The sequence below is a fragment of the Gardnerella vaginalis genome, assembly GCF_001563665.1.
In the GTDB taxonomy this organism is placed as follows: Bacteria; Actinomycetota; Actinomycetes; order Actinomycetales; family Bifidobacteriaceae; genus Bifidobacterium; species Bifidobacterium vaginale_A.
Genome location: NZ_KQ961872.1, coordinates 139,804 through 161,454, shown reverse-complemented (window position 1 = coordinate 161,454; position 21,651 = coordinate 139,804). Strand labels below are relative to the sequence as shown.

Annotated in this window: 19 protein-coding genes and 1 tRNA gene; 17 read left to right on the top strand and 3 right to left on the bottom strand. The window is 39.6% G+C overall.

Annotated features, from left to right (window positions below; all coding sequences use genetic code 11):
- The first annotated feature begins 48 nt into the window (after positions 1–48).
- The 5 genes from rmuC to HMPREF3230_RS05405 all read left to right on the top strand — a co-directional run bounded on the left by rmuC (position 49) and on the right by HMPREF3230_RS05405 (position 5,164).
- A complete protein-coding gene (gene rmuC / locus HMPREF3230_RS05425; protein ID WP_075523902.1) occupies positions 49–1,389 on the top strand; it encodes a DNA recombination protein RmuC in 1,341 nt (446 codons plus the stop codon).
- Positions 1,390–1,423: 34 nt separating this feature from the next.
- Entirely contained in the window at positions 1,424–2,191 is a 768-nt protein-coding gene (locus HMPREF3230_RS05420) for a hypothetical protein (protein ID WP_075523901.1), read from the top strand.
- Between the two features lie 79 nt (positions 2,192–2,270).
- Entirely contained in the window at positions 2,271–3,077 is an 807-nt protein-coding gene (locus HMPREF3230_RS05415; protein ID WP_075523900.1) for a TrmH family RNA methyltransferase, read from the top strand.
- 123 nt (positions 3,078–3,200) lie between these two features.
- Positions 3,201–4,193, top strand: a complete 993-nt coding sequence (locus HMPREF3230_RS05410) for an ATP-binding cassette domain-containing protein (RefSeq protein ID WP_075523899.1) — start codon at positions 3,201–3,203, stop codon at positions 4,191–4,193.
- A complete protein-coding gene (locus tag HMPREF3230_RS05405; protein ID WP_075523898.1) occupies positions 4,190–5,164 on the top strand; it encodes an ABC-2 transporter permease in 975 nt (324 codons plus the stop codon). The genes HMPREF3230_RS05410 and HMPREF3230_RS05405 overlap by 4 nt, the downstream gene beginning before the upstream one ends.
- Positions 5,165–5,318: 154 nt before the next feature.
- Here the strand turns inward: HMPREF3230_RS05405 and HMPREF3230_RS05400 are convergent, their stop codons facing one another.
- On the bottom strand, positions 5,319–6,299 hold the full coding sequence (locus tag HMPREF3230_RS05400; RefSeq protein WP_075523897.1) for an FKBP-type peptidyl-prolyl cis-trans isomerase: 981 nt from the start codon (positions 6,297–6,299) through the stop codon (positions 5,319–5,321).
- Between the two features lie 170 nt (positions 6,300–6,469).
- Between HMPREF3230_RS05400 and HMPREF3230_RS05395 the strand changes: the two genes are divergently transcribed.
- The 4 genes from HMPREF3230_RS05395 (at position 6,470) to HMPREF3230_RS05380 (ending at position 11,332) form a co-directional block, all read left to right on the top strand.
- On the top strand, positions 6,470–8,230 hold the full coding sequence (locus tag HMPREF3230_RS05395; RefSeq protein ID WP_082266307.1) for a hypothetical protein: 1,761 nt from the start codon (positions 6,470–6,472) through the stop codon (positions 8,228–8,230).
- Between the two features lie 51 nt (positions 8,231–8,281).
- The gene (locus tag HMPREF3230_RS05390) at positions 8,282–9,295 is read left to right on the top strand and encodes a DUF8094 domain-containing protein (protein ID WP_075523946.1); all 1,014 of its coding nucleotides are present in this window, start codon (positions 8,282–8,284) and stop codon (positions 9,293–9,295) included.
- 149 nt (positions 9,296–9,444) lie between these two features.
- Complete coding sequence (locus HMPREF3230_RS05385; RefSeq protein ID WP_075523896.1) at positions 9,445–10,476, top strand: co-chaperone YbbN; 1,032 nt, start codon at positions 9,445–9,447, stop codon at positions 10,474–10,476.
- 268 nt (positions 10,477–10,744) lie between these two features.
- A complete protein-coding gene (locus HMPREF3230_RS05380; RefSeq protein ID WP_155642921.1) occupies positions 10,745–11,332 on the top strand; it encodes a hypothetical protein in 588 nt (195 codons plus the stop codon).
- Between the two features lie 230 nt (positions 11,333–11,562).
- Here the strand turns inward: HMPREF3230_RS05380 and HMPREF3230_RS05375 are convergent, their stop codons facing one another.
- Positions 11,563–13,668 carry an N-6 DNA methylase gene (locus tag HMPREF3230_RS05375; RefSeq protein WP_075523894.1) on the bottom strand — a complete coding sequence of 702 codons (2,106 nt, stop codon included), beginning with the start codon at positions 13,666–13,668 and terminating at the stop codon, positions 11,563–11,565.
- Between the two features lie 143 nt (positions 13,669–13,811).
- Positions 13,812–13,885, bottom strand: a tRNA-Met gene (locus HMPREF3230_RS05370).
- A gap of 550 nt (positions 13,886–14,435) precedes the next feature.
- On the opposite strand from HMPREF3230_RS05370, the gene atpB reads away from it, so the two are divergent.
- The 8 genes from atpB (at position 14,436) to HMPREF3230_RS05330 (ending at position 21,374) form a co-directional block, all read left to right on the top strand.
- Positions 14,436–15,245 carry a F0F1 ATP synthase subunit A gene (atpB, locus tag HMPREF3230_RS05365; RefSeq protein WP_075523945.1) on the top strand — a complete coding sequence of 270 codons (810 nt, stop codon included), beginning with the start codon at positions 14,436–14,438 and terminating at the stop codon, positions 15,243–15,245.
- Positions 15,246–15,350: 105 nt separating this feature from the next.
- Positions 15,351–15,590: an ATP synthase F0 subunit C gene (locus tag HMPREF3230_RS05360; RefSeq protein WP_075523893.1), complete on the top strand. Its 240-nt coding sequence runs from the start codon at positions 15,351–15,353 to the stop codon at positions 15,588–15,590.
- Between the two features lie 60 nt (positions 15,591–15,650).
- Positions 15,651–16,190 carry a F0F1 ATP synthase subunit B gene (locus HMPREF3230_RS05355; RefSeq protein WP_075523892.1) on the top strand — a complete coding sequence of 180 codons (540 nt, stop codon included), beginning with the start codon at positions 15,651–15,653 and terminating at the stop codon, positions 16,188–16,190.
- A gap of 13 nt (positions 16,191–16,203) precedes the next feature.
- Complete coding sequence (locus HMPREF3230_RS05350; protein ID WP_075523891.1) at positions 16,204–16,785, top strand: F0F1 ATP synthase subunit delta; 582 nt, start codon at positions 16,204–16,206, stop codon at positions 16,783–16,785.
- Between the two features lie 97 nt (positions 16,786–16,882).
- On the top strand, positions 16,883–18,556 hold the full coding sequence (gene atpA, locus HMPREF3230_RS05345; RefSeq protein ID WP_075523890.1) for a F0F1 ATP synthase subunit alpha: 1,674 nt from the start codon (positions 16,883–16,885) through the stop codon (positions 18,554–18,556).
- 3 nt (positions 18,557–18,559) lie between these two features.
- Complete coding sequence (locus tag HMPREF3230_RS05340; RefSeq protein ID WP_075523889.1) at positions 18,560–19,564, top strand: F0F1 ATP synthase subunit gamma; 1,005 nt, start codon at positions 18,560–18,562, stop codon at positions 19,562–19,564.
- A gap of 5 nt (positions 19,565–19,569) precedes the next feature.
- Positions 19,570–21,057: a F0F1 ATP synthase subunit beta gene (gene atpD, locus HMPREF3230_RS05335; protein WP_075523888.1), complete on the top strand. Its 1,488-nt coding sequence runs from the start codon at positions 19,570–19,572 to the stop codon at positions 21,055–21,057.
- Positions 21,058–21,059: 2 nt separating this feature from the next.
- Positions 21,060–21,374, top strand: coding sequence for a F0F1 ATP synthase subunit epsilon (locus HMPREF3230_RS05330; protein ID WP_075523887.1), 315 nt, complete (start codon positions 21,060–21,062; stop codon positions 21,372–21,374).
- The last annotated feature ends 277 nt before the right edge of the window (positions 21,375–21,651 follow it).

Here is a 21,651-nt window from a genome sequence, read left to right as displayed (position 1 = left end):
TGTCTAATTATATTTCAAAAGTCAACCTCAAGGTGCATAATAGAACGTATGTTCGATATAATTGTGATGTTTATTTTAATGGTAGTTGTTGTTGCAATAACTGCTGTTATTGTGCTTGCTATTGTTAAGCACGGCTCTGGAACGCAAAACTCAGGCGGTATAAACCAGAATGAATTTAATCAGTTGCGTGCGCAACTGGATCAAGCGCGTGCTCAAGCTCAAGAAAATGGCAATCAGGCTATACAATATCGCACTCAAGCAGAGCAGCTTGCAGAGAGATTGAAATTTGTTGAGTCTGAACTTGTTAAAGCTCAGCAAGCAGAACAAGTGCGCGTTAATCGTGAAGATCAATTGCGAGCAGAGCGAGAAGAACGCGAAAGATTAAATCGAGAAAAGACTTTGAAAGAACAAGGCAAAGTTTTAGAGGCGTTGGCTCCTGTAAAAGAAAATCTTGAAGCGTTAAAAAATAAAGTTACTCAAATTGAGGAAGGACGCAAACAAGAAATGGGTGCGCTGAACACTCAGCTTAAGGGCTTGAGTGATCAGCAAATAAGACTGGACCGTGAAACAAGTTCTCTTTCTGCTGCTTTGAGGAATAATAAAGTGCGTGGTGCTTGGGGAGAAGCTCAGCTTAAGAATATTGTTGAGTCTGCAGGCTTGCTTGAGCATGTTGATTTCGATACGCAAGTTGCTGTTGTTGGTGCGAATGGCGAACCACAGCGACCAGATATGGTTGTGTATTTGCCTGGTGGAAAAACAATTCCAGTTGATGCAAAAGTTCCTTATGCGGAGTATCAGCGCGCGTGCGAAATTCCAGATAACGCAAGTGATGAAGAACTAGCTCGTAGAAATGAGCTATTGAAAGCGCATGCAAAGGCTTTGAGAGAGCACGTTAGAGTATTAGGAGCTAAAGCATATTGGCAGGCTTTTGCAACAGCACCTGATTTTGTAGTTGCATTTATTCCTAATGAGGCTTTACTTCAGGCTGCTCTTGAAGCAGATCCAACTCTTATGGATGATGCTTTTGCTCAAAAAGTAGCGTTGACTTCCCCTGTTACTTTGTGGGCTGTGCTTAAGTCTGTTGCTTACGCTTGGCAGCAGCAGAGTCTTACAGACGATGCGAAAGAGTTATTTGACTTATCTAGAGAGTTATATGATCGTTTTGCTGTTCTTGGAGAAAATGCTTCAAAGCTTGGAACGTCTTTATCAAGAACAGTTGCAGCGTATAACAAATTTGCTTCTTCTCTGGAATCGCGAGTGTTGGTAACTGCTCGTAAACTTCAGAGGTTAGATCAGAGTAAAGTGATTTCTTCAATAGATCTTATAGATTCAGATAAAGCTGATGTTAAAGAGCTGAGTGCACCGGAAGTATCGGTAGAAGATCGTTAAGATATTATTAAGTAAAAAGCTAAGGAGTGTGACGATGTTGGAATTGCAGGAAGAACGTTCTGAACTTAAACGCATGCTTTGCGCAGATATGAGCGCAAAGCCTTTTAGTGAGCTGTTTTCTGTTACATTTGCTCAGCATGCCTCTAAGCTTGTTGGAGATGTTCTTTTTGATGCGATTGAGCGTGCTGGATATTCGCTAGACAAAGATGTTGACTCTGTTGGCGCATTGACAGCTGCTGCTGTCCCAATGGTTTTCGCTCTTATTCATGCGGCTGAACGTAAGGGAATTGAACTAGACGGATTTGTTATGGATTTCGTTTTCCCTTCAACAAAAGGTCCATCGATTAAAGGCAAACGAGTACTTTTACTTGACTCTTGGCTTTCTGAAAAATCGTATGTTCAAACTTCTTCTCTTGTGACTTTAAGGCACGGAAATGAATTAAGTCTTGATTTTAGCATTGTTAAGCAGCAAGGTGCTCAAATTCTTGCTATAGTTGCATTGATTGGTGGTGTAGATGCGGATAATCAAGGCAATAGACATCTTCAATTACTAAATCCAATAAGTGAGGAGAATACTAAAATGGCATTTGTTCAAGCTTTCGATGAAGAAGAACTACGTGAAAATGCAGCTCATGAAGATTGCTGCAACGATAATTGCTGTGGTGGCCATTGTGAGGTTAAGTGCACTGGTGATTGTGAGCATGATGGTTGCACTGAGCATTGTTGTAAAGATAATTGCTGTGGCGGCCATTGCAAAGCAGGCTGTACAGGAGATTGTGCAACAGACGGTTGCCAAGAGTAGTTGTTAAGCATTGTTAAACATTGAATTACAATCGCTAATCCACTAGTTTTTAGTTGTAAGTACGGAGCAGAAATTTTACATGCACGAACCAAACCCAATTACTTTGGCTGCAAAAGCTTCAGATGAGCCAGTTTTCCGTCCTATAGGTGTTGGCCCATGGGTTCAAGAGCATCCAGATGAGCCTCGTCCAGATAATCCAGAATCGCCAAATTATGATGTGCGATTTAGCACTGAATTATTAAACGAAGGTGACCAGCGTAACGTTTTAGATTGCTATCGATACTGGAAAGTGGAAGCAATTAAATCAGACTTAGACGCTAAAGGTCGAAACGAGTTTGAAGTAGCAGTAGAAAATTGGACTCACGATTTCAATATTGGTTCTATGGTTCGCACTGCAAACGCTTTTAGCGCGCGAAAAGTGTATATAGTAGGTCCTCATAAATGGAATCGTAAAGGCTCGTTAATGACAGAGTTATATCAGTATGTTGAGTGTTGCCCAACGATTGAAACTCTAGTAAATAATTGGCGAGAAAATATTCTTAAAGAAGCAGAAGAAGCGCATCAACTTTTGCTTCTTGCACAAGCAGATGGCAATAAAGAAGCTGAAGAAATCGCAAGGTTGCAGGAACAAGACGCTAAAGATGCGCGTGTTATAGCGCTCGATATTATTCCAGGTGCTGTTGCTATGGAAACTTACAAGTTCCCTAAACGTTGCCTTATGCTTTTTGGCGCTGAAGGTCCAGGTCTTTCTAAAAAAGCGCTAGAAATGGCAGATGACGTTGTTTATATTTCGCAATTCGGTTCTGTGCGCTCGCTAAATGCGGGCGCTGCTGCAGCAGTTTCCATGCACGCGTGGATTGCACAGCATGCAGCAATAAATTGCTGATACAACAAGCGAATATAAATAAACAATCGCAAATAAACAATCGCATTACAAAATGCAATAGACTGTACTTGTAAACGCTTGCATAAAATGTGTATTTTTTTTTATTTGTGGTATTGTTAATTTATGTTAGAATTTCAACATATTACAAAGCGTTTCGGTGCAAAAACAGCGCTTAACGACATTTCTTTCGTAGCTGAAGATGGCAAAGTTACAGGCTTTTTAGGTCCTAATGGTGCTGGTAAATCTACAACGATGCGTTGTGCTTTAAATCTTATTCATGCCAATAGTGGAACTTCTCTTATTGATGGCATACCTTATACAAAACTTACGTCCCCGATGACAGAAGTCGGAGCAGTTCTTGACGCAAAGTCTGCTCATAGGGGTCGCACTGCTTACAATCACCTGTATTCACTGGCTTTAACTCACGGGATATCAAAAAAGCGCGTTGATGAAGTGATTGATATTACTGGTTTAACTAGCGTAAAAACCCGCAAAGCAGGATCTTTCTCGCTGGGCATGAGCCAGCGTCTTTCGATTGCTGCAGCGCTTTTAGCGGATCCGCACAATCTAATTTTGGATGAGCCAATTAACGGATTAGATCCGGAAGGCGTTAAGTGGGTTCGTGAATTATGCAAGTATTACGCAAGTCAAGGTCGCGCAATACTTCTTAGCTCGCACTTAATGAGCGAAGTCGCGCTTACTGCAGATAACCTTGTGATTATTGCGCATGGCGAAATTTTGGAGCGTACAACAGTTCAAGATTTTGTTGATGCACATTCGCAGCACGCTGTGCGACTTGTGACTCCAGAAGGTGAAAAACTAGTGCAAGTACTCACACAAAATCATCCAGAATGTAGGATTTTGCAAGATAATCGCACGCCTCAAGACGTTCAAGAAGGCGAACTTTTTAGAATAACAGGATGCGAGCTAAGTCAGATTGCGCGCGAAATTGCAGATAATCAAATTTTGGTATATCAGCTAAATCAAGAGCATGCATCGCTTGAGGAAGCATATTTAGCTCTTACGCACGGTCAAGAACAGTATGTGACTAGAGCATTACCAAATGCAACATATTCATCTGGAATGCAATATGTAAATGGAAGGAGCGTAAAATGAGTGAGCAAATTGGACAAGCTGTTGAATATCAAACGAACAATTCTTACAGAACCGGCCGTAGCATGAACGCTCAGCACTTGCATCTTACATTTATGCACACGCTTAAATCTGAGATTGTTAAGTTGCGTGGTCTTGCATCTACGTGGTGGTGCATGGCATTAACAGTTGCTTTGCCAGTAATTTTTAGCTTTATTATCGCGCTTGTGCAAAAATCACTGTCTAATGTTGACGCTGGTAGAAATGGAACAAGTCAAAGCAGATCAAGCGCTGTAGTTACTGTTGGACCAAGCGATAAAAGTGACCTTATTACATCGCAAGAAAGCATTTTCCACTTAGTTATTAGCTTTGCTTCTGTATCTTTGATTGTTTTGGCAATTTTTGCAGTGCTTGCTGTAACCGCGGAGCATTCTACAACTTCGATTCAGGCTTCTCTTACTGCTGTACCTCGAAGGGGTATGTTCTTTACGGCTAAATTTGTTGCGGTTGCAATCTACGTTTTTGTAGCCCAACTTATTGCAATGACAGTTTCGCTAGCTGCTGCAGAATTAGCTTTTATGGGAGATAACATTTCCGGATTATCGGGAAGCAACGTGTGGAAATTGCCGCTTACTCTGTTCCTTGGCTCTCCTGCAATTATGGTTGTTGTGTCAGCAATGGCCTACGGTTTTGGCATGATTTGCAAGTCAACTGCTGGCGGAATTATGTGCGTTATTGGAGCCGTGGTGATTCTGCAGACCATTGTTAGCATTATTATGCTTGCAAGCAATTTTGCGAAGTGGACTTCAATACTTATTCAGATTTTGCCAGGCAGTGCTGTAAGCCAATTCTTAGGAGCCTCCGCTAATTCTGGGCTGCAACTTCCACCAAACGCATATGTTTTCACATGGTGGCAGTCCGGTTTAGTGGTTCTCGCTTGGGGCGTAGTTATGTACGTAATTGGCTACGTAATTGAAAAGCATCGCGATATTTAAATCGTTAATTGTTTGTTAATTGTTAAAAATTGAGGTATCTTAAAAACTTTGATCTATAGACCAAAAACTTTTAAGGTACCTCAATTTATTTTTTATTTAATTATTTACTTTTTTAATTATTTACTTATTTACTTTAATATCTAAAGTCACAAAATCAGGAAGCGTAAAGAATATCCACAACGAAGTAAAGAGTGGAGTTTGCAGGAATTGTTACTTTTCCGTTCGCATCCTTTTTATCTTCTTTTCCATAGCCTTCATCTGGAGGAACGATAAGAAGCACTTGCGACCCGACTTTCTTTCCTGCTAAGCCTTTTGTCCATCCAGAAATCACTTGACCATTTAAAGAGAAATCTGCAGGTGCCCCTCGTTTCCAAGATGAATCAAACTGAACTAGCTTGCCGTCTTTGTCTGTAGTCCAACCGCTGTAATGAGCAGTGACAGTGCTTTTATCAGTCACTGTTTTTCCAGTTCCTTCAATCAAAGTTTGAGAAACAAGCTTGCCATCTGGAACGTAGTTATTTTTATCTAATGATGGAGCTCCAGATTTATCAAGAGTTACTTTTGGTAAATTGCTAGGTATATCAGTGACTTTTTTCCCTGAAGCCTTAGTTAATAGTTTACTCTTAGATACGAGTGTAAGAACTATAAGATAAGAAGGATTTTTACCCTCGCTTTTAACGCCGAATGCGATTGTGCTATTTAATTTTCTTCCCTTTAGAAGAGCATAATATTGAGGATTTGTTTGGTTTTTATTTACTACCAATGAGCAATCTTGAGAATCTTTTTTCTTCCAAGTGCTCATCAATTCTTTGCCGTCTTTTGCTGAATAAATTGTTCCTTGAGTGCAAACTCGGTCGCCTTCTTCAATCTTTGCGCCGTTTCCTTGTTGCAAAATTGCATATGAATTTTTCTCAACATTAAAAGGAGTATTAAATGTTACTTTAGGCATCTTGCCTAATTCGCCTTCTGCGCTCACTCCGGACATTACGTGCATTCCAGCTGCGTCTGCTTTAGGGTCAGACTGACTTCCTTCTTCATCGCCACATGATGCTAATCCAGCGCACATAATAATAGCGCTTAAAATTGCCGTTGCGCGTACTAGAAAAGATTTTTTTATAAAACTAGTTTTTTTCATAAGGTTCAGACTACCGCGTGATGTTGATTTTATTCTGGTTTTATGTTGATTTATGTTGATTTATGTTGATTTGATATATAAAAAACTAGAAATGCACTTAATAAGAAAAGCTAGTAGAATAGAAGTGATATGCAATTTAATAGAAGCGATATGCAATTATGGGATTATTTATGAAAGAAAAGAGATCTATGCAAAGAACAACAATGCGCGCTAAAATTATGCGTGGGATTGTGACTCCTCTTTTCGTAATACTTGCCATAATAAGTATTGCTTTAGGAGTGCTTAATTCAACTATTTGGAAGCCAGATTCAATCATAAATGCTTACGATCATATAATTGATAAGCGTTATATTATAACTGATCCTGGCGTTATGAATATGGTAGATAATCATGTTCGTATTGACGTTGCTGTAGAAGGTTCTAGGAAACCAGTTTGTATTGCGCTTGCGTTAGCTAAAGATGCGCACGGATGGGTTTCTGGATATCCTGTTGCGAGAATTACCGGTTTGAAAGATTGGAATAGACTTTCGTCTGTATCTCAAGAAGCAGAAGGTAAAAAGGATCCTGTTTTGGATAAAGAAGATTCTGCTGAGAATAAAAATTCTTTGAACGGTTCTTCTAATTCTGACGGTTCTTCTAATTCTGGTGTAAATTCTGACACTAATTCAAATCAAAGTGTGCCTTTTAATAAATCAGATTTATGGGCTTCAAGCACTTGTCAATTGGGGTTGGCTCGATTATCTGTTAATCTTTCTGATTTTGTGCAAACTCACCCTGATGCTTATATGCATACGGAATCTGGTAAGCGTGATGAGAATGGATTGAATATTTCAGAAGGAACTAAAAATGATGCCGGCAGCAGTTCCTCTCAGTCTACAGCGTTGCGCTCGCAATTAGCTAGGCGAGTTTTTCTTATTGATTTAGGTGATAATGCGAAGAATGCATATGTTGAAATGCGTTGGCGTAGGCATACCATTCCAGATTTTGCCACTCCTCTTTATTTCGTAGGAGCGTTGTTGCTGATTATGGCAGCTCTTTCTGCAACAGTGTTTGCTATGTCGCCTCATCGTCGTCGTAATAAGCGGTTGATTGCAAGTCGTTCTATGCTTTTGGAAGCAGAATCTAATAATAAACGTGTAGAAGTGAGTATTATTGAAGCGTTTGCTGGAACGTTCGCGGAATTATTTGGCTCGCATCATAAGCGTAAGTCTTCTTCATCTCATGCTCGTCATGGTGTTCATGCTCGTAAGAAGAATAAAGAGAATATTTCAAATCAGAATAATGAGCAGAAGTATTCAGTAGTTATTCGAGATGATAATTCGTCTTCAACAAGCAAGTCAAAAGAAAGCTATGCAAATATTAAATCTTCTGATTTTACAGATGAAACAGCAGTAATAAGTAGAGATGAATTGCAATCTTATTTTGCTCGCTTAGCACAGGAATCATATGGCAATTCGAGTAAGAATGCTGTTCGCAAATTAGTTGATAATGCTGATTTAAGTGTTATGTCAAGTAGTAGTAGCGTTATCAATGATTCTGATCGCGAAAATCGCGAAGATGCTAATGCGCGAGAGGCTAGTGATTTAGGTGAGTATGAGTCAGATGTGTATGATAGCGATGTTTCTAGTGACATTTCGGATTCTTCAGATACTCACAATTCTCAAATCAATGGTGACTTTGATTCTGAAATTAGTGATGCTACTAGTGAAGATATAAGCGATTATGATTCTGGTAAATCTCGCAGTTCGCGTTCGCGCGGAAGAAAACGTCAGCTGAGCGGATTGCGCGGCAATGGCGGAAATATTGGCAATAAGAATGAGCACGGTCGTAAGCGTTCACGTCAAGAGAAGGCTCAAGTCAACGATAGATATCGTAAGATTCGTAAAAATAACTTCAAAAACCGCAATTCATCAGAAAATGATGGGGAGTAGTTGAATATGCATAATAATAAACACAAGAATAAGCAGATAGATAAAAATATTATGCGTAAATCAATTATTAGAACTTTTATTTCTATTATTACTTCTTCTTTAGTTTTTGGTGTTACTTTAAGTCTTTCTGCTTGTGACGGTCAAGTTCCTAAGCCTGTTGAAAGTCAAGTCTTAAAAGAGCAGCCTGACGTTATGATGATTAAAGAGAAAGACATACGTCTTAGAATTTTGCGTGCTTTAGAACGTGCTAATGATGAGAAAAAAGTAGAAGGTTTAGATTCATATTTGAGTGGTCCTGAGTTGGCTGTGCGAACCAGTGAGCTTACTGTTGCTAGTAAAACAGGAAAATTAGATCCTAAAACAACTATTCCTCGTGAAGTTGCTCAAACAATCATTCCTGTAAATCCTGCTTGGCCGCGAGATATTATGACTATTACAACAACGACTAAAGATCAGCAGTCTAAGCGTCTTCTAGTTTTTCGTCAGGATCGCGCTCGCGCAAATTACAAATTATGGGCTGTTTCGCGATTGTTCCCAGGAGTGCATCTACCTAAGTTTGCAGTGCCTTCTATAGGATCTTCAATGGGCAAAGATAATGATTCTGGATTAGTTATGACACCTCGAGATGCTGTTGTAGCTTATGCAGATGTTTTGCAACATGGAGATAAAAGTAAGTTTGCTAACCGTTTTTCAAATGATTATTTACGTCAAAAGTTAAACGAGCTTTCGAAAACAGTTCAGGAAGGTATGGAGCGTAATAAAGGTACTCAGGAGCAAACTTTTTCGCCTGCTTTAGGTGATATTAGCGTTATGCGTTCTACTGACGGCAATGATCTAGTGGTTGCAAGAATTGATTCTGTGTGGATTCGCAAAGCTGGAGAGGGAAGAGAATCGCGACCTGCTTCAGATGAAGAAAAAGCGCTTTTTGGAGATTCTCCTGCAAAATCAACGATGCGCGTTACGTACGTTAATGTTATTGCTTTGGTTATTCCTCACGCTGGATCAAATATGAAAATTACTCCTGTTGGTGCTGAACGTCAGCCGATTAAAGTAGAAGCACTTTAGATTGTTGAGGTTTGTTGAGGTCTATTGAGATTATTGAGATTTTATAGCGCTTATCCAGATTTTATCTCACTTTATCTCGCTTTTATGCGTGAGTGTGTGATATAAGTACTGTGATATAAGTACTGTGAATTGAAAATGAGGCAAATAATATGGCGAATGAACAATCGCAGAACATGAATCCTGGAGTATTTTCCCTTGCTGGAGCAGTAGACTTAGAGTCAGTTAAGCGCCGTGTTGAAGCTCAAGCTAAGCAAGCTGCTAGGGCAGCGGAATCTTCTTCTGTAAATAATGCTGGATCTGCTCCAAAAGCTGGCGGATACGTTATTGATGTAAATGAGCAATCGTTCCAATCGATGGTTCAAACTTCTGTTAGCTTCCCTATTGTTCTTCTTCTTTGGCAGCATAGCGATGAAAGCTGTTATGAAGTAGCTCAAAAATTAGCTGATGCAGTAAATTCTCTTGATGGTCGTATGCAATTAGCTCGTATTGACGCGGATGAAAGTCCTAATATTGTTCAGGCATTGCGCGCTCGTGAGCTTCCTTCAATATATGGTTTGGTTGGCGGAAGACCAATGCCAATTGTGAATGGTTTACCAAGCGATGAGGAAATGCAACAAATTTGCACAGTAATTTTGCCCAAACTTGTTCAGGTTGCAGAACAATCTGGAGTTGCTGGAACTGCTCCCTTTATAGAGAGTTCAGATGATTCTACTTTAGATGATAGTAATGAAAGTGAGAGTAAGTCTGAGTCTAGTTCTATTGAAAAAGTTCCTCCTGCTCATGAAAAAGCGCATGAGCTTGCAGCACAAGGTGATTATGAGAGTTCTGCTCGCGAATATGCTAAGGTTATGGAAGCTGATCCTCATGATATTCTTGCTGCTCGTGAGCATGCTAAAGCCTTGTTGCTTGCGCGCAACGTGAATACGAATGTTGCTGAAGTTCGTAAATCTGCTGGTGATAATCCTGATGATGTTAATACTCAGCTTGCTGTAGCGGATGTAGATATGATTGATGGCCATATTGAAGATGCTTTTGACAGATTGCTTGATTTTCTAGTTGCTACGCATCGCAATGATTTTGATACTGTTCGCTCTAGAATGCTTGAGTATTTTGCAATGCTTCCAGCGGATGATGAGCGTCTGAAACGTGCTCGCCGTCGTTTGTCTATTTTGCTTTATTGATATATGTGCTTTTAAGTGTTTAATTTGTTTTTAGAAATAATTTTGACTATTAGCGCGATATGTAGAACAAAATATTGGTAAATAAAAAATAAATATGAATTCGATTGTAGTTTTCAATATATTGGAAAAGATTTTGAATCTAAAATCGTAAAGTAAAAATCGTAATCTAAAATCTAAAATCTAAAATCGTAAAGTAAAAATCGAACTCTAACAGCGACAAATCGTAAAGTAGAAATCCGAGAAAGTGTAAAGTAAGGTGGAAGATAAAGTGGAAGATAAATTGGAAAGTCAAGTGGATAAGTCGGAAGAATTGAAGGAATTTAGAGATGGTATTTTTGCTCTTAGAACTCGCAGGTTCGGTACAGTAGCAGAAATAATGATTAAGTATCTTTATAACATGTCTGAATCCCATGATTCTGCATTTGATAAATATTCTCAAACAGAAGGACGAGTTGAAGTAAAGTTCTCAACCGTTATGAAAGAAAATGACGATAAAATTCTAGATACAAATGTAATTAGCCAATGTAAAAAAGCAAACCTTGCTAATCGCTCAATGAAAAGTAGTGATGTAGAAAAGGGATTTGCTTTTGATTGCAATATTCAACAAGTAAAAACTAAAGAATTTCAGGTTCTTTATTATGGTCTATTCTTTGCAGATTGCATTCGGATATTTTCAATGACAAAAGATGAGGTTTTAAAGTGCCCTGGATATTCCAATAAGCAACATCGTGGTAATGAAGGAGAAGGGCAGTTCCATTTGAATCAAGGGACTCTACATTACCATATGGAGAATCATCTAAAACGAGTTCTTACGTATGAAGAATTATATGATCTGTTTTCAAAAATAGAAGAATAGCATTTTGGCAGTTTAGTTGATCTGCTATGTAATTTAAATCCGGCAGTTTAGTAGAATTAGGCACTTTATTAAAATCCTGAGCTTTACTCAAGTCCGTCAATTTAGTTTAGTTCTGAGCTTTACTCAAGTACGGAACCTTACTCGAAACTGTGTAACTTTAGTCACAGTGATAATTCTGTTAGTTGTTGCAATTTGAGTCAAAATATCTACTACTTTAGAAAAGAAATTTACTACTTTAGAAAAGAATCGAATTGACTAGAAAAGCTGTTTATTATCTCCTTTTCTGAGTTATTAAGATTATATAATCTCATAACATGCTCTTCGATCTCATTGTAAAGAGTTGTTTTATCTAATGTGCAATGATTTTCTAAGCTTAGTAAATTATCTACAAGCTTCACAATTGTATTTTGTTCCTCGCTTGAAGGTGTTGGGAATGGTATTTCTTCAATATGTGATCTGAGTAATTTTACTGAATTATATTTTTTACGACACCAATAAGTTATTGTTCTAGAATTTAGTATTGCTAAAATATACTTCATGCTAATCCCTGTAACGTGAGGAATTAGTATGTTGGCACTATTTAGAGATAATGTTTGATTTGCATCGTAAGAAAAAACTGGAGCTTCGCATATAAAGCGATAAATTAGCTTTTCTTTTGCGCGATACATTTCAATGGGAGCTACTTGTTGAAATGTGTTCGGAACGAAATGGATGTAGCTATTACTATTGTCAAAATAATATTTATGTAGATTGCTTCCTTTAAGTATCATCTCATTTTGTGGGTTTTTTGTATTAGAAATATATTTTTTATTTGCTCCAGTAACAATGCCTAATGCAAAGTCAGCTTGATTTTTCAGTGTAAATCCGTTTTTTACGTTAGTAAGTTTTTCTAAGCAATCAACATCTTCGTCAGAAAGGTCAAAATTCCAATATTCTTCTGATAGATCACGGTTCTTATTTATTGTGAATCTTAAATTGTTCGTTTCAATATTGCAGCCTATAGTACTTCCTTCGCCATCCTTTTTTAAGACAATAAGTATGCAAGGGCAGGCTACTCCTGTAAAAGGATTGCCAATATAGCTAACAAATTTTATAGAAGATGTATTTTTTATGAAACATCTTATTTTTTGATGTGCTTTTACATTTAAGATGGCTTCTGGCAAAACATATGCTATTAGCCCATTTTGATTGATAATATTTAAAGATAACTCCATGAATAAGTCATAAGATTCAGAGCCTTTCTTTGATGCTGTTTTGTAACTATTTAGAAGTTTATTAATTTCAGTTTCGGAATAAACATATCCCCAAGGCGGATTGCCAATTACGAGATCATATTTTCTCGTATCTCTATTTAATAGAGAATCAACTTTTCTAATATGTTCATTTAGTGTATTTATATTGTTTATTCCGTTTATACAAAGGTTTAATTTCGCAATAGAAACTGAGATTTCGTCTATATCGTTACCGTATAAACGCTCTATTGACGCACCTCTTTTGAGCGATGCAAGAAGAAAGTTTCCGGTTCCGCAGCATAAATCAATAATATTTCCATTATTGAACTGTGTAGATGCTTTTACTGAATCAAGTAATTTATTTACGATATTTATTGGTGTGAAATAAGAGCCAGTAGATTTTCTATATGAAATGCTGCTAACTGAAATGTATATAAAGCCCAGGAAATCTTGATATGGTATGAAAGTTGGTGTTGGTACGTTCTGATACGTTCCTAATTGCGAGATGTCGATGTTGTGCAATAATTCTCGCAATAGCTTAGATATGCAGTCATTTTTATTTTGTGCTATGAAGACTTGCAATGAAATATATGGAAGTTTTGCTGACTGTAAATAAAGTTTCAAAGCTAAGGTTGCTATAAGAATTCTTATATTTTTTTCGGGATATGGATCGGGATATTGATCTTGATTTGGATCTTGATCTGGATATGTATCGGTATGCAGATCGGTATGTATGGCGGTATATAAAGCAGAATCTTTCTTTACTAGTTCTGAGCCGATTAAGATATTTTTTCCGTCATCTTCAATGTAATCAGCGTAAAGGTTCAGTCCTTTAATAGCCTTCTTATTTCTGCGTTTGGTTAATTTATCAGATTTCCCTGTGATTATATCTGATAAAAGTTTTTCTACTTCGTGTTCTTCGAATAATAATTTTTTGCCTGATGTATTTATTTTCTTAATTCTTCCTAGTTTTACCCAATTTCTTATAGTTGCAGTAGAAACAGATAATTTTTTTGCAGTTTCATTAACGTCCAACGTTTTTTCTGCTTCCAATAAATCTAACGTTAAATTTTGCTCAGAATTAAACGTATTTAATCCCCTCATTAACTTAATTCCTTTCCTTCTCGATTTGATTTTAGCGTAATGGAAGATTTGCAGTAAAGAGATAATGAGGAATATTTAAGTAAAGTAAAAAAGCCAAGAATATTAGCAAATCGTGAGAAAATTGCTTAATTCTTGGCTTTTAGTAGCGGGGCATGGATTTGAACCATGGACCTCTGGGTTATGAGCCCAGCGAGCTACCGAGCTGCTCCACCCCGCGTCGGCTATTTTTAACAGCTCTATCTACAATAGGTGCAAATTGAGATTTGTCAAGTTTTTGGCGTGTTTCTTTGCGAAAACATACCAAATTATACATAGTCTTCTATTTTAATAAACATATGCTTAATAAAATTAAGTGTTTTTCCAATTTTCAAGTCTGCAGTTAGCGCGTGCAGCTTACTTAAGAGTTAAATATTTACCGTGGAGGGGTACGGTTTGTGGCATAGAAGTGAACATATGTGCATGAATAATTTTCAAAAATATAGTGGTAATTTTTACGTGAATTAACCGTATCCTTATAAAAATTTATATATTTTCTTGTATTTTATCGGAAAATAAATAAAAACCATAAGTCTAAAATGTGATAAACTACAGGGAGTATAAGTTATGTACAAAGCACGAGTAGAATCGGAATTCAGAAGCCGTATTTTCGGTTTATGCATGCCGCCTGGCAAAGACGGATTTGCAAAAAGTGCAGCTTGTTTTTATAAGGTGCGTCAAACTAGCAGGAGGCGTCAGTGAGCGGAGTCGTTGGAGGCTTTACCAATGCTATGGTAATAGCGTCAGGTCAGCCAGAGTTGCCTAATATTAAGGATTTTTTGCCTCCAGAAATTTTGTTCCAAGGAACTCCATTTGCAATGAATCGCATTATTTTAGTGCGATTATTGATGATGATCATAATCATGCTTGTATTTGGTATCAGTGCCGCGCGAGCAAGGTTAGTTCCATCTCGTTGGCAGAGTCTAGTTGAAACTCTTATGGATTTTGTGCGATACAACATTGTTTATGAGATGATTGGCGAAGAGCGTGGCAAGCGTTACGTTCCTATGATGTCTACGCTATTTTTAACAATATTCTGCTTTAATTTGTGCGCTGTTATTCCAGGTTTTAATATTGCTGCAACTGCGTCAATTGCTGCTCCATTGGTTTTTGCATTGTGGGTTGTATGTCAATATCTTTATGTTGGTATACGAGAAAAAGGATTTTTGCGCTTCTTCCGTGAAGCGTTATTCCCAGCTGGAGTGCCTTGGCCTATTTACTTCATTCTTTCGCCATTGCAACTTATAGAACTTATAATCGTCAGACCACTTTCTCTTACAATACGTCTGTTTGCAAATATGGTTGCAGGGCATTTGCTAGTTGCTACTTGCTTAGTTTTTACTAATTTTTATGTTGTAGATTCGAGCAATAAACTTCTCGCATTAGGAGGAGTATTGTGGCTTCTTGGCGGAATATTATTTACAGTGTTTGAGATTTTGGTTGCAGGATTGCAGGCGTTTATTTTCACTGTTCTTGCATCGGTTTATGTTTCGGAAAGTTATCCGGAAGAGGAAGAAAAGAGTGCAGCTGCTGCTGCCTAAGTCATGCAAAATATGAATCGCATAACTTGTATCAAGTTAATTGCATAAGTTTTGAACTGATAACAGTTTAACTACTGTAAGCAGTTTATAAAGAAAGGAATAAAAATGAATACTATCGTTGCTCTCGCAGGTTTGACTGGTAACCTCAGCATTCTTGGATTTGCTATTGCAACTATCGCTCCAGCATTAGGTATGTCTTTTGTGGTATCTAAGGCTATGGAATCCACAGCTCGTCAACCAGCGGTTGGCAATCGTGTGCAGTTGTTCATGTTCGTAGGCTTGGCATTCATTGAGGTTTTGGGCTTGCTCGGATTCGTTTCATACATCATGGGTATGAACGCCTGAGTAAAGACTTTATGTGTAGACGTGAAAACGTCATAAGTAATAAAAAAGAAAGGACAAGCCATGGCTTTTGCAGCCGGAGATAGTAAATTGGCATTGTTCTTGCCTGAAGCTTACGATCTCGTGTGGTCGCTCATCATTTTGGTGATTCTTGCCGTATTCTTCTACAAGTTTGTTATGCCAAAGTTCCAAGCAATTTTCGATGAACGTGCAGAAAAAATTGAAGGCGGAATGGCTAAAGCTGCTGAAACACAGCGTGAAGCAGATGAGCTTAAAGAAAATATTGAATCTCAAGTAGCTCAGGCTCAAGCCGATGCTGCTAAAACACGAGAGCAAGCTCGTTCAGAAGCTTCAAAGATTATTGATGAAGCTCGCCAGCGTGCTGAACATGATGCTGCGAAGATTATTAGTGAAGCGCAGCGTTCTATTGAAGCTCAGCATAAGCATGCTATGTCTAGTCTTCAAGGAGAGGTTTCAGTATTGGCCGCTGCCTTGGCAGGCAAGATTCTTGCATCGAAGTTGGATGATGAAAAAGTGAGCGCACAAGTTCTCGACCACGTCATTGATGAAGTTGAGAATACAGAAAATTCAGATCATGAATAGTGGGAGGTAAAGGATGCAGGCAAAAGCATCGCGAGTGAGTGAGAGCTTATCTCGTACTTCGCTTGTGCAAGCCATTACGGACGCGCACGACGAGGCACAGCGTATTGCCGACGAGTTGTCTTTGTTAGTAGACACTCTTAATCAGTATCCTGAGCTTTCTGATGCAATTACTGATCCGAATAGATCTTCTGAAGATAAATCTCGTCTTATTGACGATCTTATAGGAGATAAAGCGCATCCAGTTGTGTTACGCATCATGCATTACTTAGTTGGTACATGGCATGGCGGAGAAGATACCGGTAAGAAAGGTAGCTTTGGTGGTGCATGGTCTGGTTTCGAGCGTGAAGCTGGAGAAACATTAGTGACAGTAACCACAGCACAGCCTCTTAGCGAGAAACAAATCAAGCGATTGATTGAGATTTACAGTAAGAAATTGGGTCACCGTGCTTACATTAACCCAATTGTAGATCCTAATGTGCTTGGTGGTATGCGCATTTGCATCGGAGATAAAGTAACTGATCGTACCATGTTGATGCAGCTGAAACAATTACAGCGTTCAGCGCGCAATGGTGCATGGACTCAGGCAATTAAATAATGCTTATGGCAAATTTGTGTGATATTCACAATTTGCTGAAAGCCAAAGCTTGGAGCGAATAGCTTCACGCAAGTACATAATGTACATAAGGAGAATTATGGCGGAACTATCTATTGATCCCGCCCTGATCCGCAAGGCTCTAGATGGGTTCGTTGACTCGTATAAGCCAACAGATATGCCAACTCAAGAAGTTGGATATGTTGTTACGGCTGGCGATGGCATTGCTCACGTAGCTGGATTGTCCGGCTGCATGGCAAATGAGTTGCTTACTTTCGAGAACGATACTCTCGGTCTTGCGTTCAATCTTGATGCTCATGAAATTGGCGTAGTTATACTAGGCGATTTTACGGGTATTGAAGAAGGGCAGGAAGTATATCGCACAGGTGAGGTGTTATCCGTACCAGTGGGTGATGCTTACCTTGGTCGTACTGTGGATCCTTTGGGTGCTCCTATTGATGGATTGGGTGCGATTGAGTGCAAAGAGCGTCGTATTCTTGAAGCTCAAGCACCAGATGTGATTCACCGTCACCCTGTTGATGAACCATTGTCAACAGGTTTGAAGGCAATTGATGCTATGACGCCAATAGGACGCGGTCAGCGTCAGCTTATTATTGGTGATCGCCAGACAGGTAAGACTGCAATTGCTATTGATACTATTATCAATCAGCGTGCAAATTGGGAAACTGGAGATCCGAAGAAACAAGTTCGTTGCATCTATGTGGCAATTGGACAAAAGGGTTCAACTATTGCTGCTGTACGTCAGAGCCTTGAAGAAGCAGGAGCTATGAAGTATACAACGATCGTTGCTAGCCCAGCTTCTGATTCTGCAGGTTTTAAGTATATTGCGCCTTACACTGGTTCGGCTATTGGTCAGCATTGGATGTATAACGGCAAACATGTTTTGATTGTATTCGATGATTTGTCGAAGCAAGCAGAAGCATACCGTTCAATTTCCTTGCTTTTGCGCCGTCCACCTGGGCGTGAAGCTTATCCAGGTGATGTTTTCTATCTTCACTCTCGTTTACTTGAACGTTGCGCTAAGCTATCCGATGATTTGGGTGGCGGTTCTATGACAGGCTTGCCAATTATTGAAACAAAGGCAAACGATGTTTCCGCATACATTCCAACCAACGTGATTTCTATTACTGATGGTCAAATCTTCTTGCAGTCTGATTTGTTTAATGCTGGTCAGCGTCCTGCAGTTGATGTCGGTATTTCCGTTTCCCGTGTTGGTGGTGCTGCTCAAGCAAAGGCTTTGAAGAAAGTTTCTGGCATGCTGAAGATCTCCTTGGCTCGTTATAAGTCTTTGGAATCCTTTGCAATGTTTGCTTCAGATTTGGATGCAGCTTCCAAGGCTCAGCTTACTCGTGGTGCTCGTTTGACTGAGTTACTTAAGCAGAAGCAGTTCTCTCCTCGCTCTATGGAGCAAGAGGTTGTTTCTGTATGGGCAGGTACGCATGGCAAGCTTGATGATATTCCTGTAAAAGATGTTTTGCGTTTTGAAAGCGAATTATTAGATTACCTTGATAAAGGAACTGATATTTTGCAAGTAATTCACGATACTGAAGATTTTACTAAGGAAACTGAGTCTAAGCTTGATGCTGCTATTGACGATTTCCGCAGAACATTTAAGACTTCTGCTGGTAAGCCTTTGATCGTGAAGGATTCTTTGCCGCCAGCTGAAAATCCTGCTCCTGTTGAAAAAGAGCAGCTTATAGCTAAGAAGTCTGAAAAGCGTAAATCTGATTCTAACGAGTCTGGGGAGAAGTAGTATATGTCTTCCCAACTTGCATTGAAATCGAGGATTATTTCCACACAGTCTTTGGGTAAAATATTCAAAGCTCAGGAAATGATTGCGTCATCACATATTGCTAAATCTCGCGATATTGCTTTGAACGCAAAGCCATATAGTGATGCGATTTTCGATGCCGTGCAGGCGCTGGTGGCTCATCATGAGGAAAATGTTAAGCATCCTATTTTTGGTAAAACAGGTGGCGGTAATCGTGTTGCTGTGCTTGCGCTAACTTCAGATCGTGGTATGGCTGGTGCTTTTACGTCTTCAATTATTCGAGAGACGGAAGCATTGCTTGCAAAATTAGATTCTGAAGGTAAGCATGCTGAGCTATACGTTTACGGACGCCGTGGAGCAACATATTACAAGTATCGTAATAGAGATGTTGCAGGCACTTGGGAAGGTTCTACGGATCATCCTGATGTGACTATTGCAGAAAAAATTTCTGATACTTTAATGGATGCTTATATGAAGCCAGAAAATGATGGTGGAGTTTCTGAACTATATATTGTTTTCACTGAGTTCATCAATATGGTCAGACAAAAGGTGCGTACTTTGCGCATGCTGCCTGTGGAATTAGTTCCATTAAAGGATGGCGAAGAATTTTCTATGCACCGTCCTGATTATGAGGCAGCTTCAGGTCCATCAGCATCACTTTCTTCTACTGGTGCAGTGAACGCTCGTGTAGAAGCAGTAAGTCGTAGTAATCATGATGCAGTTGAATATTGCTTTGAGCCTAGCCCAGACGAAGTTTTGGACGCTGTTTTGCCAAAATATATTCAATCTCGTATTCATGAGTGTCTTTTGACTTCTGCTGCTTCAGAAACTGCAAGTCGCCAGAATGCTATGCATACGGCTACAGATAACGCACGTAATTTGGTTGAAGATTTGACGAGGAAACTTAATGCTTCTCGTCAGGCTTCTATTACGCAGGAACTTACCGAGATTATCGGCAGCGCGGATGCGCTGAATAATGAGGAGGATTAGGAGCAATGGCTGAAAATCAGACCACAGCACCTCCAGAGGCTAAAAAGGAAGTCGACCCAACAGCCGGTCACGTAACGCGTGTACAAGGTTCTGTTATTGATGTTGAGTTTCCTGTCGGCTATCTGCCGGATATTTATAATGCTCTCAAAGTTGATATTGCGACTGTTGGTAACACTGAGGGAGATACTGTTCACGAGATTACTTTGGAAGTTGAACAGCATCTTGGTGATTCTACTGTGCGCGCAGTGGCTTTGAAACCTACGGATGGTTTGGTTCGTGGTGCTTTAGTAAGAGATACAGGCGGTCCTATTTCAGTGCCTGTTGGCGATGTAACTAAAGGCCATGTGTTCGATGTAACTGGCAACATCTTGAATGCTAAGCCAGGTGAGCACATTGAAGTGACTGAGCGTTGGCCAATTCATCGTAACCCACCTGCTTTCGATCAACTTGAGTCTAAGACTCAAATGTTTGAAACAGGTATTAAGGTTATCGATTTGCTTACGCCGTATGTGCAAGGCGGAAAAATTGGTTTGTTCGGCGGCGCTGGCGTTGGTAAAACTGTGTTGATTCAGGAAATGATTCAGCGAGTTGCACAGAATCACGGTGGTGTTTCCGTATTTGCTGGCGTTGGTGAACGTACTCGTGAAGGTAACGATTTAATCGGCGAAATGGCTGAAGCTGGAGTTTTGGAGAAAACTGCACTTGTCTTCGGTCAGATGGATGAGCCTCCTGGGACTCGTCTTCGTGTGCCTTTAACAGCTTTGACTATGGCTGAGTATTTCCGCGATGTTCAGAATCAGGATGTGTTGCTGTTTATTGATAACATCTTCCGCTTTACTCAGGCTGGTTCAGAGGTTTCTACGTTGCTTGGACGTATGCCTTCCGCAGTGGGTTATCAGCCAAACTTGGCTGATGAAATGGGTGCGTTGCAGGAGCGTATTACTTCTACTCGCGGTCATTCTATTACTTCACTTCAGGCTATTTACGTGCCTGCAGACGATTACACTGATCCTGCACCTGCAACAACCTTCACTCACTTGGATGCAACTACAGAGCTTTCGCGTGATATTGCAGCTAAAGGTATTTACCCTGCTGTAGATCCTTTGGCTTCTACTTCTAGAATTCTTGATCCGCGTTATGTTGGTCAAGCTCATTATGATTGCGCGAATCGTGTGAAAGCTATTTTGCAACGTAATAAGGAGCTGCAAGATATCATCGCTTTGATTGGTATTGATGAGCTTGGTGAGGAAGATAAGACTACTGTGAGCCGTGCTCGTAAAATTGAGCAGTTCCTTGGTCAGAACTTCTATGTTGCTGAAAAGTTCACGGGTCGCCCAGGTTCTTACGTGCCAGCTGATGAAACCATTGAAGCGTTCACTCGCATTTGCGATGGCGTTTACGATGAGATTCCTGAGCAGGCATTCTCCGGTATTGGTGGCATTGATGATCTTGAGCGTCGTTGGCACGATATGCAGCAAGAGTTTGGTGCGTGATTATGGTAGATAAGCAAGTAAAAACGCTGCGCGTTAGTGTAGTGGCAGCCAGGCATCCTGTGTGGGAAGGTGAAGCTAAGTTTGTAGTTATTCCTTCTGTGAATGGCTCGATGGGTATACTTCCTGGACATGAGGCTGTGCTTGCGTTAATTGATCACGGTTTAGTGAAAGTTGACGATTTAAAAGGCGAACGTCATGTTTTTAATGTGACTGACGGTTTCTTCTCCGTTGACTCTGATCACATTACGATTGCAGTTGAGCATAGTTGCAATGTTGATAAAGATGGTAATGTGCTTCCGAATGCTAATGTGATTTAGGCTTTTTCAAAGCGAAAGCCGGTACGAGAACAGGAGTTTGGACTATTCCAAGCTCCTGTTTTTTATTTTGTTGTTGTCTTTGTTGTTGTCTTTGTTGGTTTATTTTGGGTTATTTGTTGGGTTATTTTGTTGGTTTCTCTATAGTCGGACTATAGTTGGAATGTTATTTTTTGGTGTGGGTGTAATGGACCTTTTGGTGTAGGCGTAATGGCTAGATTTTGGGGAAGTAACCCTATTTTTTACGTTGAATATTGTTAATTTTGGCTACGGGGGGGGG

Bases quoted from the DNA above. Each gene is read 5' to 3' on its own strand.
- rmuC (WP_075523902.1), top strand. From the start codon at position 49: ATGTTCGATATAATTGTGATGTTTATTTTAATGGTAGTTGTTGTTGCA.
- HMPREF3230_RS05420 (WP_075523901.1), top strand. From the start codon at position 1,424: ATGTTGGAATTGCAGGAAGAACGTTCTGAACTTAAACGCATGCTTTGC.
- HMPREF3230_RS05415 (WP_075523900.1), top strand. From the start codon at position 2,271: ATGCACGAACCAAACCCAATTACTTTGGCTGCAAAAGCTTCAGATGAG.
- HMPREF3230_RS05410 (WP_075523899.1), top strand. From the start codon at position 3,201: ATGTTAGAATTTCAACATATTACAAAGCGTTTCGGTGCAAAAACAGCG.
- HMPREF3230_RS05405 (WP_075523898.1), top strand. From the start codon at position 4,190: ATGAGTGAGCAAATTGGACAAGCTGTTGAATATCAAACGAACAATTCT.
- HMPREF3230_RS05400 (WP_075523897.1), bottom strand. From the start codon at position 6,299: ATGAAAAAAACTAGTTTTATAAAAAAATCTTTTCTAGTACGCGCAACG.
- HMPREF3230_RS05395 (WP_082266307.1), top strand. From the start codon at position 6,470: ATGAAAGAAAAGAGATCTATGCAAAGAACAACAATGCGCGCTAAAATT.
- HMPREF3230_RS05390 (WP_075523946.1), top strand. From the start codon at position 8,282: ATGCGTAAATCAATTATTAGAACTTTTATTTCTATTATTACTTCTTCT.
- HMPREF3230_RS05385 (WP_075523896.1), top strand. From the start codon at position 9,445: ATGGCGAATGAACAATCGCAGAACATGAATCCTGGAGTATTTTCCCTT.
- HMPREF3230_RS05375 (WP_075523894.1), bottom strand. From the start codon at position 13,668: ATGAGGGGATTAAATACGTTTAATTCTGAGCAAAATTTAACGTTAGAT.
- atpB (WP_075523945.1), top strand. From the start codon at position 14,436: ATGGTAATAGCGTCAGGTCAGCCAGAGTTGCCTAATATTAAGGATTTT.
- HMPREF3230_RS05360 (WP_075523893.1), top strand. From the start codon at position 15,351: ATGAATACTATCGTTGCTCTCGCAGGTTTGACTGGTAACCTCAGCATT.
- HMPREF3230_RS05355 (WP_075523892.1), top strand. From the start codon at position 15,651: ATGGCTTTTGCAGCCGGAGATAGTAAATTGGCATTGTTCTTGCCTGAA.
- HMPREF3230_RS05350 (WP_075523891.1), top strand. From the start codon at position 16,204: ATGCAGGCAAAAGCATCGCGAGTGAGTGAGAGCTTATCTCGTACTTCG.
- atpA (WP_075523890.1), top strand. From the start codon at position 16,883: ATGGCGGAACTATCTATTGATCCCGCCCTGATCCGCAAGGCTCTAGAT.
- HMPREF3230_RS05340 (WP_075523889.1), top strand. From the start codon at position 18,560: ATGTCTTCCCAACTTGCATTGAAATCGAGGATTATTTCCACACAGTCT.
- atpD (WP_075523888.1), top strand. From the start codon at position 19,570: ATGGCTGAAAATCAGACCACAGCACCTCCAGAGGCTAAAAAGGAAGTC.
- HMPREF3230_RS05330 (WP_075523887.1), top strand. From the start codon at position 21,060: ATGGTAGATAAGCAAGTAAAAACGCTGCGCGTTAGTGTAGTGGCAGCC.